Raw genomic sequence first — 12033 nt, 5'->3', positions numbered from 1 at the left:
GCTCCGCTGTTACTGGGATGAAGAAGGCATTTAGTTCTACTTCGAACTCGACGGCTGGGCTCTGTTCGACAACGCCCATCGCCACCGCGGGATGGCTCAGCCCGACTGATCAACGACACGCCTCCATGCTTTCCTCGCCCCACCTCGCCCAAAGCCGTTGGACAGCCCATCGCCGCAGATGACAGGCTCCTGCCCCATGGAGCTACTCGACGTCCTAACGGAACTCGCCCAGTCGGGACGGCTGGGTCCGGTCTCGAACGGCGCCGCCTGGGACGAGGTCACTGCGGCCCTCGGTGAGCCCTTTGAAGTGGTCATCGGGAAGCGTCGATCGTGGCCGCGTCTGTTCGCCTACGGCGACCTTGAGCTGAGTGTCTGCCGCTGCCAGAAGATCATCCTGATCTGTCTCCAGACCTGGCGTGATGTCATCGATCTCCCCATCGGCCTGGTCGGCAGAGAGACATTCCCCGGCAAGATCAAGTACGCCGACGTGATCGAATCTCTCGACCGCACCGGTTGCGCCTGGCAGCCCTACACACCGCTGACCTTCGACAACCAGTGCTCGGTCCAGGCCACGGCCTCCGGCATCGTCTTCGTCTTCGAAATCCCCGAAGGAGAAGACCCCGTCCTCAACATCGCAGGACCCCAGCCCCACCAGCACGACTGCCCCGCGAATACCGGAAACCCTGCGACACCGTGAGCATGCAGCCGACACACGAGACCACCCAGATGAGCTACGGAAACGGCCTCACCTGACCGTCGCGGACATGTAGTCTATGAATCACCGCAGGTCAGAGCCGGAACATGAGCTCCCGTGGTCGGTAAAGCGGTTCACGATCCAGCCGGCGATCAGGTTCTCCATCTGGGCCAGCGTCAGCACCGCGTCGCGCTCCGGGTCGGCGCCGCGGTCGGCGACGTCGGTGCCGGTGAACCCCAGTAGGTGCTCGAACAGCAGCGTCTTGATGCCGCCGAAGGCGCGCTCGACGGCGAATTTGTCGCTGGCCCGAAGCGTGCGGGCGGGCAGGATGGTGCAGCCCAGCTCCCGCTCGGCTTCCACAAGGGCGTGGTTCTTGTAGGGGCTGCCGTGATCGGTGGTCACGGTCTCGGGGGAGAAGAAGGGCAGGGCCGCGACCTTGTGGCCGGCGAACTCGGCGATCAGCTCGGCCGGGACGCCGGGGTAGGGCCACTCCATCTCCGCTCCCCAGCCCTCGCGCATCGGCAGGGGCAGCATCACGTCCCGCAGCAGCATCGCGACGTCGACCGAGGTGTCCGACCCCAGGGTGAGGCGGAACGCCGGCAGCGAGTGCGAATACAGGTCCAGGCCCAGGGTCAGCGTCGCCCCCACGGCCTCCCCGAAGACCGTCTCGCGCAGCATGACCGGCAGCGGCGTGGAGTCCAGCGCCAGGACCTGACCGGGGCGGTGGACCACCACCCGCGTGCCGACGCCGGCCTGGGCCGCGGCCTCGGCCGAGCGCAGGTAGCGGGCCCGGCCGCCCCCGGGTCCGAACCACTCCGCCCAGACCCGGGCCAGGGTGAAGCGGGACGGGATCTTCTCGGCGGGGAAGTCCTCGAACCTCTCCGTCATGTACTGGTGCAGCAGCCGGTGCTTGGCCCGCACGCTGATCCGGGCCCGGTCCTTGCACTCCTCCCTCACCGCGAAGATCGCCTCCCGGACCTCCTCGGTGACCGTCGGGTGCCCGCCCTGGCGGCGCGTCCACCGGCCGTCCGCGCAGGCCAGCAGCAGACTCCCCTCGCCCCTCAGCGTCGTCAGCCCCTGCAGGGTGCGCAGGCCCAGGCCCTGCAGCCCCAGCCGCGCGGCCTCGTCCGGTGACAGTGCCGCCAGTTCGGCGACCTTCGCCGCCCGGCGCTCGGTGAGCGTGGTGGCGTCCGGGTCGTAGGCCGGCCGCGGCTCGCCCGGTCGGGCCCGGGCGCGGTGGCCGTTGCGGAACCCGGTCGCCGCCTCCAGCACGTGCTCGGCCCGGATCCGGGCCTGGGCGAGCTGGTCCTCGGTCAGGTCGGCCAGCGACAGTGGCTGGGCGGACCGCGCCTGGCCGCTGACGTCACCCACCTTCCCGGCCGGCCGCAGGTCCGGGTGGTGGACCAGCCAGCGGATCGAGCGGTGCTCGGCCCGTCCTTCGCCGTCGACCAGGACCAGGCGCCCGAACTGCGGCTCGGCCGACTCGACGGTCCACGGCACCCCGTTGAGCAGGAGCCGGCTGCCGGCAGCCAGCTCCAGGCGGCTTCGCCCGCCCGCCATCACCGCACCTCCGCGGGCCCGCCACCAGGCCAGAGCAGCGAGCCGTCGCCCAGCGGCGAGCCCAGATCGACCCCGAGCCGGCGGTGCCAGAGCAGGTGGGCGGCGTGGGCGCGGGCGACCACCGGCAGGCTGGTCGACTCGACCACCTCGCCGAACGGCCGCGGCCCGCCCCGGACCGCCGCGTGCAGCTGCGGCTCGAGTCCGAGCCGGTCCGTCAACGGGCGGCGCTGCGAGGACAGGTGGTCCAGCACGCTCCAGACGAGCGGCCGCCAGCCGGTCACCACCGTGTAGGCCCAGCCGCAGGCCTCGGCGGCCTCCCGGGCGGCCGCGAACTTCACCGCGTCCGCGTCCTTGACCAGGCCATGCGGGCGGACGTCGAACAGCCACCGATCGCCCCTCGGCAGCACCGCCAGGAAGTCCGGTGTGTGCCGGGCCCGGCCGCCGTCGTACTCGAAGTCCAACGTGAAGGGCTGCGGCAGCACCTCGGCCACCCGCAGGAAGTCCAGCACGAGCAGCAGCCGCTGTTCCTCCAACGACTCGAACCCGTGGTGCCGGCCGGTGGACACCATGAACTGCAGCCCCGGACGGTGCCCCTGCCGGGCCCGCCAGGTGAAGCCCCGCACCGGCCGCGACGACAGCACCGGCACCCCGGCCATGTCCCGTACCGGCCAGGCCACCTTCCCCCCGCCCACCAGCCACGTCCCGCGCCACCGCCGCGTCCAACCGTCCCCGAGCCGCAGCCGGTCCCGGAACGGCGAGTCGTCGTACGCGCAGGCCAGCTCCAGCAAGCCGCACGCATCGGATCGGATCAACGCCTTCGGCGTCACCGGGTCGCCCATGCCCCCAGGACAGCACCGTCCCTCTGTCCGCCGTACCGGATCACCGAAGTTGTTCGTAACTCACCGTGATCTGATCACTCCGCAGGGGCGTACTCGCAAGGTAGCTTGCTCCTGCGATTTCTTGGGTTGGTGTCAGTACTGGTGAGAGGTTGATGGTGGTGGTGGTCTGAGGGGCGGGTTCGGGTTGGTCGGGTGGGTTGTCGGGGGTGGTGCTCTGGCTGTCGTGGGGGTTGTATCTCACGGTGGCTGTCGCTGTCTTGGGTTCGAGAGATCTGATGCCCTTTGCGGGGCGGTGTCGCTTGGATCTGGTTCATGGGTGACATTGGTGGGGGTGTGGGGCGGGGGTTGCCCCGGGGGTTGGTGGTACGGCGCCTGGTGGAGCGCCAGGCGGCAGGTGAGCTGACATCGCGACATGTGCGGGCGGTGGCTGACACGGTGGGTGTGTCGGTGCGGACGGTGTGGCGTTGGCTGGCGGAGGCGAACGCGACCGGCGAGGTGGACGGCAAACCCACCCGCCGGGGCTACACAATGTCGGACCGGACGTAGGCGCTGCTGGCCGCGGCGGGTGGGAACGTCGCTGAGCTGCACCGCCGGATGCTGGCCTGCGGTGAGGAGGGTGTGCCGCCGTTGGGGACGTTGCACCGGGTGGTGCGCCGTGACCGTCTGGCGGGCCGGGTGCTGGTCATCGAGCGGGAGCCGGGTCTTGCCGAGCCGCTGCGCCCTGACCCGCTCGCCGAGTTGGGCCTGGCGACGGTCAGTGGCGCGGGGCTCGGCGGGCAGGTGTTCCTGCGTGAGCAGACCCGCCTGGCTGCGGTGCCGGTCCTGGTGCCCGGCGCGCAGGTCGTCGTCACACCCGTGGTCGCGTCGGTGGTGCAGCGCGTCGCGCACGTCGCTGCGGTGGGTGCGGTGGCGTGCCTGTACGGGGACGCCGGTCACGGTAAGACGGTGGCGCTGCAGTACGCGCTGTCCCAGCTGCCGGAGCCGGTCAGGGTACGGCGGGTCCATGTCGGGGTGAACCCGTCGGTGCCGGAGCTGCGCCGGGTGCTGGCCGAGGCGCTGGAGTTGAAGCGGCTGCCACACTCGACCGGCGCGGCGGACCTGACGCTGCTCGAGGCGCTGCGCAGGCCCAGGGTCCTGGTCCTGGACGAGGCGCAGCGCCTGCCCGCAGCCGCGCTGGAGTTCCTGCGGCAGCTGTGGGACCACCCGGACACGGACGTGGCGCTGCTCTTCGCCGGTGCGGGGGCCGAACGGGCGCTGCGCAGGGTGCCCGCGCTGGCGTCGAGGGTGCTGACCTGGGAGCTGGTACCGCGCCTGTCCCCGGCCGAGGTGGCGCCGGTGATGGAGGCGTTCCACCCGCTCTGGGGCCAGGTGGCTCCCGGAGACGTTGCGTGGGTGGAGGAGCACGTCGGGCACGGCAACTTCCGGACCTGGGCGAAGGTGACCTCGCATCTGACGGCGGAGGTCTACGGCCAGGCCCGCCCCGTAGTCGACCGCCGCCTGCTGGAGCGGGTCAGTGCCCGCCTCACCGGCCCGTTGTGACGGCCCCGCCGGACCCGCACCCCCGGGAGGCCGGCAGCACAGCCGCCGCACCACATGAGACAAGGCCGGGCGGCCCCTCACCCCGGCTTCGAGGAAGGCAGGAGAGCGTGAGCGACCATTCAGGTCCCGAGCCCGGATCCGGCGGGGCCGCCCGCAGCGGCTCCGAAGCCGCCGGCGGCGCTGCCGGCACCGGCGCGGCGGCCGCTGCCGTTCTCCCTGCGGCGACCCTGGCCGCGCTGCGCGGACCAGCGGTGCGCCGCCTGCTGGCCCTGCGGCAGGAGCGCGCTCTGACGGCCCGACAGGTCCGGCTCACCGCCCAGCACCTGGCGGTGACCGAGCGGACGGTGTGGCGCTGGCTCGCCGCGGCCGAACGCGACCCGGCCGCGGCCCGTGACCCCGGTTCCCGCGCCGAGACCAGTGCTCGCTTCACCGTCACACCCGAGGTCCGCCATCTGCTGGCCCTGTGGAAGGGCAACGTCGCCGCGGTCCACCGCGAGCTGGCCGCCCTGGCCACCCAACAGGACCCGCCCGGCCGCCCGCCGTCGCTGCCCACCCTGCACCGCGCGATCCGGCGGGACCTGAGCGCGGGGGAGCGGGCGGGACTGGCGGCGGGGGAGCGGGCCGCCCGCAAGCACGACGTGTTCCTCACCCGCCCGCGCGGGCACCGCAACGCCGTGTGGGAGACCGACCACAAACAGGCCCCCGTGCTGGTGGACGTCGACGGCCAGGCCCGCCAGCCGTGGATCACCTGGTACGTCGACTGCGCGACCAACGCGATTGCCGGCCTCGCCGTGACACCCGGCCAGCCCTCCCGCGAATCCGTCCTGGCCGCGCTGCGCTCAGCCGTGCTGCGCACCGACCCCTACGGCCCCGTCGGCGGCCTGCCCGCAACCGTCCGCATGGACCGGGGCCGCGACTTCCTGTCCCGCACGGTCACCGCCGCCTTCGAGCTGCTGGAGGTCACAGTCGAGGACCTGCCCGCCTACACCCCGCACCTGAAGGGCACCGTGGAGGGACTGAACCGCTCCGTGGAGCGGATGCACCTGGCCGCGCTGCCCGGCTACGTGCACCAGCCCCGCCCGGGCCGCCGCCCCCGCCCCGCGGACCGCCACGGCCTGCTGTCCTTCGAGGAGTTCACCACCGGCCTGATCGCCTGGGTGGTCTGGTGGAACACCGAACACCGCCCGGCCCCGCTCAAGGGCAGGACTCCGCTCCAGGCGTGGCAGGACGACCCCGCACCCGTGAGGGACATCCCGCCCGGGGACCTGTGGACGTTCACCCTCGAGGACGACCGCGCCGAGCCCCGGCCGGTGACCACCCGCGGCGTGAAGTTCAAGAACCGCTACTACGTCGCCCCGTGGATGACCGGCCGCACCGGCACCCGGGTGCGGGTGCGCCACATGCCCCACCACCTGCACGAGATCGAACTCTTCGACCCCACCACAGGCCGCCACCTGGCCACCGCCCACCTCGCCGACGAAGCCACCCCCGAGCAGATCGCCGCCGTCCGCCGCGCCCGCACCGCCCGCACCCGCCGCCTCAGACGCGACCTCGAACAGGCCCAAGCCCAGCGCCACGAGCGCTACGCCGCCGCCACCCGGCCCGAGGCCCCGCGAACGCTGGGCGCCCTCACCGCCGCCGAGGCCGGCCGCGAACTGGCCGCCTCCACCCACACCGACCTGGCCGCCCTCGCCCGGCCCGACCTCATCGCGCCCACCGCCCCGCCCGGGCACTGGAACACCCCGCCCGGCCTGCTCACCACCACCCGCCCCGCCACCGAAGCGACCCGAAAGCCGACCCCGTGACCGGACTCCTCCCGCCCCAGGACAGCGACCAGTACCTGCGCCTGCCCGGCGCCCAGGTCGTCACCACCCGCGCCCTGCTCGCCGCCCGCGACAACCTCGCCGACACGATCAACGCCCGCGCGATGATGTGCGTCCACGGCGGCGCCGGCTTCGGCAAGACGCTGGCCGTCAACACCTGCCTGCGCGACCTCGACCCCGCCGAGGACGTCCGCCGCATCACCTTCCGCGTGCGCCCTACCCCCCGCGCCGTGCGCCACGAGCTCTTCGCCGTCCTCGACCTGCCCGGCACCCCGCCCCGCGGCCCCAGCGAGTTCGACGCCCTGCTGCGCGAAGCCCTCGCCCTCCAACCCCGCACCCTCGTCGTCGACGAGGCCCAGTGGCTCAGCGGTGAGGCCTTCGAGTACTTCCGCTACCTCTGGGACGACCCCTACACCCAGCTCGCCATCGTCTTCGTCGGCGGCGAAGGCTGCCACCAGGTGCTGCGCCGCGAACCGATGCTCTCCTCGCGCGTCTTCATCTGGCAGCACTTCACCCGCCTCACGACCGAGGAGGTCGGTGCGGTCATCCCGCTGTTCCACCCGCTGTGGGCCGACGCCGACCCCGAGGAGATCGCCTTCGCCGACCAGCACGCCGCCCACGGCAACTTCCGCGCCTGGGCCCAGCTGACCGCCCACGTGCGCCTCGGCCTGGAACGCACCGGCCGCGAGCGAGTGGACCGCGAGGTCCTCGGCTGGGCCTTCAGCCGGCTGTGAACCACCACCCTCCTCCAGCACCCGGTGCCAGCGGCCCGGGAGAGCCCGCGGCCGTGGACGACGGCGCCTGTGCCCGCTCCGAGTCGCCTGCCGGACCCCTCGCCATGACGGCGCGCTTCCTGGCCGTCGACCTGCTGCTGAACCCTGCCACGGTTCTGCAGGAAGCGGAGCGGAATGCCCTGCCGCCGGTGACGGTGGTCCTCGACCGTGGTGACGACGCCCGGTTCACCGCCGCCGCACTGGCCGCCCATCGCCCCCGGGCCGGCCGCATCACCGTGCACCCAACCGTGGGCACGGCCCGCACCGCGGTCCTTCTCCACGACCACCTCACCGCTCTTGGCCGCTCGGTGGTCGGCCTGCGGGCGCAGGGACTGGCCCAGGAGGCACAGGCGGAGCACGCGGTACGGGCGTGGATGTGGACGGAGGCTGTCCAGCACGTGATCGTGCTGCGCTCTCACCTGCGCATCGACCTGTACTACCTCCTGGACCTGCACGCCGCCACCGGTGCCGCCCTGACCCTGGTCTGGCACGCACCCGCCCTCGGGAGCGGCCTGGAAAGCCTGTTGAGCAGCCTCGACCACCGCGTCGTCGACACTCTCAACGCCGCCCGCGACGCATTCCACGAACCCGCCGCCCGCACGTTGGGTGGCCAGACGCTACCGCCCCGCACCCAGGACCGGGTCCTGATCCCGGGAAGGGACGTACCCGTCGCCGGGCTGCCTCCGGCAGTGGTGCTGGACCGGATCCGCCGCCATGCCGCGCATCCGGTCCAGGCCGGGGCACTGGTCGCGGCCTGGATCACCGGCGCTTCAGCGCACCGTCTGCGCGGCGCGCAACTGAAGGACCTCACCCCCGGCGGAGACGAACTGGCCCTGCCGATGACGGTCACGTGCGGCCCGGGACGCATCGGCCGCTCCGCCACGACGGAGGCCTTCCGCGTCCCCGCTCGGCTGCGGCCTCATCTGCTCGCCGCGGCGCAACATCGTCGCCTGGAAGGCGCCGCAGCGGACGCGCGGTTGTTCACCACACTCCGCGCGGACCGTCCGAGCGCCGTGGCCGCCGCGTGCGGGATCGGCATCCGTTTCTGACCCACCGGGGGTGCCCAGGGGAGGACGTACGCCGACGCCGAATCCCGCTGGACGTCGACTCGGAGCGGGGCCAGCACCTGAAAGGAGCGAAGGCATTGCTGTAGTGGGCATCGCGCCGGTCCATGTGAATCCGTGGTTTGGTGCCACGGCTTCCGGCTGTTTGCTGTGACCGAGCAGGGGATTCGTGACCTATGGCTGGGAGTTGGCGGCGTCATGGGGATGCGGCGTTGTTGATGTCACCGTGGTGCGTCTTCCAGAGCAGCGGAGTGGATAGTAGCCGCAGTGCGGGTCCGGTGTCGGTGGATTGGTTGAACTCTACTGTTCTGCAGGTGAGTTGCTGGATCCTCTGTCGTGGCTGCGCCGCGGATCGCATCGCCGCGTTCCGGCCCATACGGACCGACCGGAAGGACCGGAGGGATTCCCCCGGAGCGGCGCACAGCGCAGGTCGGCCTCCGGCCCGCGGCCGAGGATTGGTCCTGCCGTTCCGGGCGCGCAGACCAGAAGGAGGAAGTCCTTGCAGGCCATCCGCGAGGGAATGCTGGCGCACACCGTGCTGGTGCGACGCCTGCTGGCGATCGACGAGGTCGGGCGCCTGTTCCCGCCGCACCGCAACACCGCGGCGGCGCTGGCACGGGTGCCGGACAAGACCGTGGGGCGCTGGCTGTGGCAAGCCCGTGACGTCCCAGACGCCCCGACGCCCGCCACTCGCGCGGGGTGGTTCCTGAAGGCACCTGCATGGGACGATCCGGCCTGGGCCCGCATGGAAGCCCTGGTCAGGGAAGGGTACGAGCTCCGCACCCGTCGGCAGCGGGGACCACGCCCCACGGCGGACCTGAACGCGCCCCTGTACCGGGCCCGCCGCAGCCCCAACGACGAACGAGGAAACCCCGGCCGCGATGCCGAGACCGGCGTGGACCTGCTCGTACCCGAAGCGGACGTGGTGGTGACCGAGGCACTTGACCGCACTGCCTCGGACATCCGGCACGTCGCAGCTGCCGGCGGCGTGATGTGCCTCGACGGCGAGCCGGGATCGGGCAAGACTGTCGCCCTCCAGTACGCCCTCTCCCGCCTGCCTGCCGGGCCCGTGGTACGCCGAATCCCGGTACCCGTGGGAGCAACGGTCGCTCACCTGCGCTACGCCGTCGCCGACGCGCTCGCCCTCACCGTGCGCTACGCCAACCAGCGAAGCGACACCGACCGCAAACTCACGGCCGCCCTGCGGACACCGCACCTGCTGGTCCTCGACGATGCGCAGCGCCTGTCAGCACCGTGCTTGGAGTACCTGTGCCGCCTGGTCCAGGACCCCGATGCCCCAACGGCCCTGGTCCTGGCTGGAACCGTCGGCACCGAGGCCGTACGGCGCGTCCCGGAACTGGCCTCCCGCGTTCTGGCCCGCTGCCGCATCCCCTCGTTGACGCTGACCCAGGCCCTCGACGTCCTCCCGACGTTCCATCCGCTGTGGGCTCGGATACCGCCGCGCGAGCTCGCGCGAACCGACGACCGGGGAACTCGAGGGAACTTCCGCACCTACGCCCAGCTCACCGCGCACATCATCGACACGGTACTGACCGACCCGCTCGCCTGCTCCGGCAGCGCCCTGCTCGACAGGGCATGGCGTCGCCTCACGGGCCTATGAGGCCGATGGCCGCACGTAAGGGGCGCGCCTGAGGCCGGTTAACTTAGGTGGATCTGAGTACGTCCGTGCGCAGGCTCGACCGCGAGCTCTCGAGTGAGCTTTCCCCCGGGGCCCAGCGCTGCGGGTGGCAAACAGACAGCCGTCCTTCTCTCTGGCCGGCCGATCTGGCCAGTGACCGAGAGTAGGGGCTCTATCTACGCAGGGATGGTGACCGGCAGGCGAAACATGGCCTTGTGCTTCAGCCCTCCTCGTCTGCAGGCGCAGCAGGACCAGGGGTCCCGTCGCCGGATTCGAGCTCGTGGACAATGCTGTACCGACCGCCGGGAGCGTCCAGGATCAGATCGCCTGGCTCGGCCGGGCATCCATCGGCTGTGACAACGCTGTACGACTTGTTGAGCCGCTCCAGAATCAAGCGTGTGCTCTCCTGCTCGGACCGGCGGATCTCCTCGTGGTCGACTGCGTGGATTTCGCGCTCGTCGGGATCGCCGGACACCGCTGAAGCCAGAAGGCATGCCTCGCTGTAGGTGCGGGCGAGACCGACACGGGTCAGCCCGTCCTCATGCGCCGTGACGGAGATCTCGCCCCAGGCCGGATTGATCCCGGCGAGTTCGGCTGTGACCCGGTCGGCCCGGGCATGAGCCGACAACAGCGCCTCGGCCTGGGACTCATCGAGAAAGGGCCGCAACGCCATGACGATCTGTCCAGTTTCGCCTCCCGCCCGCTGCACGTCGCCGGCGAGTTGTCGCGCAGCCCACCGGACAGTCGCGAGGGATTCGCACGCCAGGTCCAGCAGCAGCGGCGCCAGGCGCTCCGGGGACGCCTCCACGACCGCGAGATCCTCACCGTCCGGGCCCTCCACCCGGGCCCTGATCCGAAAGGCCCCCCGGCTGAGCACGCAGGTACGGTAAAGCTCCGGGACCACCTGCGGGAGCTCGGACTCCAGCACATCATTGGCCAGCTCTGCAGGATCGCCCAGCCATACCTCTACTTCCCAGACGGGACCGTGGCGCATGTAACGGCTGGGTAGCACCGCATCCAGGTATGGCATCCATGCACCCCAGCTCTCGTCGGGTTGATTCGAGTGTGGCAGGCAGACCTCCAAGCAGCACGCCAGGTCGTAGAGGTAGTCGTCAGGTCCGGACGCACCGGCTGCGGGGACCCCGGGTTCTGGGGCGGGACCGGTGACGGAAGCCGTGGCCGGGTCGGTACAGGCACGCTCCCCGCGGGGCTCGGAGTCGAGGCGCGTTGACTTTGCCACTGTGATTGTTCCTCAGAGTCGATACCGGTGGGATGGTGCCAGTACGGTTACCAGGTCGCGGAGTTGCTTTCTGCGGCACCGGCAGCCGACCGCCACTGGATATGTCGGCATCGTCGCGCGGATCACGCCCTTCCGATTGCCGTCAGGGAACCGGACCACCTGAAGGGATGAGTACCCAGTCTGCGGATTTGACGACGCTGCCGGTGAGGCCGGAGCGTTGGTTTGGCGAATCTGCTCTGCGGTTCATCGTCTAGGCCGTCGTCGATCTGTCCGCTCCGCAGATCTGCCACCCGCCGCGCAGTCTACGACATCGGCCGCGTCGTCTCAGGTGTCGCGAACGGGGTCGGTGCCATCTGCAAGCAGTGCGCCCGCGAGGCGGTGGAGCAGCGGGTGGCCCGGTGCTGCTGCGACTGCGGCCCGTGCGCGTTCCATCCGGAAGCGGGCGCCGAGTGGGGCCCAGGGAAAAGGCTTGGCCTGGCCACCTGGTGGTGACCGGGCCGGACCGTGCGGGTGCGCGTCAGGCGTTGCGCAGGACTGCGCGACGCCCGCGGTCAGCACAGCGAGCTGCACCGCGTCAAGGCCGAGCGCGCGGGCCTGGCTCTTGGCGACGTTGCCGAGCATGTAGGCGCCGACCAGGGCCGCACCGAAAATCACCATGGCCTGCTGTTGTCGAGAACTCATCTTCTTCACCTCCCTGCGGTGTTGGTGACCGACCACGGTCTCACCGGGCACTGACAGACCGGGGCGGGTCACCTTCCGGGCATGCTTGTATGACTTACTAAAAAGACGTGGATGGTGTCGATGGGGAGGCGTAGAGTCGCCCTAGCGTTTCAAGTTAGATGAATAGGCGTGAAGGTTGTGG

The 12033-nt window shown here is 71.2% G+C and carries 11 protein-coding genes; 7 read left to right on the top strand and 4 right to left on the bottom strand.

The window, feature by feature from the left end; all coding sequences use genetic code 11:
* Positions 1 to 196: 196 nt before the first annotated feature.
* Positions 197 to 697: a hypothetical protein gene (locus tag OG715_RS00125; protein WP_266271889.1), complete on the top strand. Its 501-nt coding sequence runs from the start codon at positions 197 to 199 to the stop codon at positions 695 to 697.
* 81 nt (positions 698 to 778) lie between these two features.
* Here the strand turns inward: OG715_RS00125 and OG715_RS00120 are convergent, their stop codons facing one another.
* Together OG715_RS00120 and OG715_RS00115 are read right to left on the bottom strand one after the other, a co-directional pair.
* The gene (locus tag OG715_RS00120; RefSeq protein WP_266271888.1) at positions 779 to 2254 is read right to left on the bottom strand and encodes a hypothetical protein; all 1476 of its coding nucleotides are present in this window, start codon (positions 2252 to 2254) and stop codon (positions 779 to 781) included.
* Entirely contained in the window at positions 2254 to 3093 is an 840-nt protein-coding gene (locus OG715_RS00115; RefSeq protein WP_266271885.1) for a TnsA-like heteromeric transposase endonuclease subunit, read from the bottom strand. The genes OG715_RS00120 and OG715_RS00115 overlap by 1 nt, the downstream gene beginning before the upstream one ends.
* A gap of 312 nt (positions 3094 to 3405) precedes the next feature.
* Between OG715_RS00115 and OG715_RS42310 the strand changes: the two genes are divergently transcribed.
* The 6 genes from OG715_RS42310 (at position 3406) to OG715_RS00090 (ending at position 9913) form a co-directional block, all read left to right on the top strand.
* Positions 3406 to 3639, top strand: a complete 234-nt coding sequence (locus OG715_RS42310) for a helix-turn-helix domain-containing protein (RefSeq protein WP_353962752.1) — start codon at positions 3406 to 3408, stop codon at positions 3637 to 3639.
* Positions 3640 to 3720: 81 nt separating this feature from the next.
* Positions 3721 to 4632: an ATP-binding protein gene (locus OG715_RS00110; RefSeq protein WP_266271884.1), complete on the top strand. Its 912-nt coding sequence runs from the start codon at positions 3721 to 3723 to the stop codon at positions 4630 to 4632.
* A 251-nt stretch (positions 4633 to 4883) separates the two neighbouring features.
* A complete protein-coding gene (locus OG715_RS00105; protein WP_266274516.1) occupies positions 4884 to 6437 on the top strand; it encodes a transposase family protein in 1554 nt (517 codons plus the stop codon).
* A complete protein-coding gene (locus OG715_RS00100) occupies positions 6434 to 7189 on the top strand; it encodes an ATP-binding protein (protein ID WP_266271882.1) in 756 nt (251 codons plus the stop codon). The genes OG715_RS00105 and OG715_RS00100 overlap by 4 nt, the downstream gene beginning before the upstream one ends.
* A gap of 53 nt (positions 7190 to 7242) precedes the next feature.
* A complete protein-coding gene (locus OG715_RS00095; RefSeq protein ID WP_266271881.1) occupies positions 7243 to 8277 on the top strand; it encodes a hypothetical protein in 1035 nt (344 codons plus the stop codon).
* Between the two features lie 514 nt (positions 8278 to 8791).
* Positions 8792 to 9913, top strand: a complete 1122-nt coding sequence (locus OG715_RS00090) for an ATP-binding protein (protein WP_266271880.1) — start codon at positions 8792 to 8794, stop codon at positions 9911 to 9913.
* A gap of 238 nt (positions 9914 to 10151) precedes the next feature.
* Here OG715_RS00090 and OG715_RS00085 read toward each other — a convergent pair whose 3' ends face one another.
* Together OG715_RS00085 and OG715_RS00080 are read right to left on the bottom strand one after the other, a co-directional pair.
* A complete protein-coding gene (locus tag OG715_RS00085; RefSeq protein ID WP_266271879.1) occupies positions 10152 to 10961 on the bottom strand; it encodes a hypothetical protein in 810 nt (269 codons plus the stop codon).
* A gap of 534 nt (positions 10962 to 11495) precedes the next feature.
* Positions 11496 to 11852, bottom strand: coding sequence for a hypothetical protein (locus OG715_RS00080; RefSeq protein WP_266271878.1), 357 nt, complete (start codon positions 11850 to 11852; stop codon positions 11496 to 11498).
* Positions 11853 to 12033: the final 181 nt, after the last annotated feature.

The sequence above is a fragment of the Kitasatospora purpeofusca genome (assembly GCF_036010405.1).
Classification (GTDB): domain Bacteria; phylum Actinomycetota; class Actinomycetes; order Streptomycetales; family Streptomycetaceae; genus Kitasatospora; species Kitasatospora purpeofusca.
This window is presented reverse-complemented; position numbering and strand designations above follow the sequence as displayed.

Excerpts from the sequence above, each read along its gene's own strand:
- OG715_RS00125 (WP_266271889.1), top strand. The coding sequence starts at position 197 with ATGGAGCTACTCGACGTCCTAACGGAACTCGCCCAGTCGGGACGGCTG.
- OG715_RS00120 (WP_266271888.1), bottom strand. The coding sequence starts at position 2,254 with ATGGCGGGCGGGCGAAGCCGCCTGGAGCTGGCTGCCGGCAGCCGGCTC.
- OG715_RS00115 (WP_266271885.1), bottom strand. The coding sequence starts at position 3,093 with ATGGGCGACCCGGTGACGCCGAAGGCGTTGATCCGATCCGATGCGTGC.
- OG715_RS42310 (WP_353962752.1), top strand. The coding sequence starts at position 3,406 with ATGGGTGACATTGGTGGGGGTGTGGGGCGGGGGTTGCCCCGGGGGTTG.
- OG715_RS00085 (WP_266271879.1), bottom strand. The coding sequence starts at position 10,961 with ATGCCATACCTGGATGCGGTGCTACCCAGCCGTTACATGCGCCACGGT.
- OG715_RS00080 (WP_266271878.1), bottom strand. The coding sequence starts at position 11,852 with ATGAGTTCTCGACAACAGCAGGCCATGGTGATTTTCGGTGCGGCCCTG.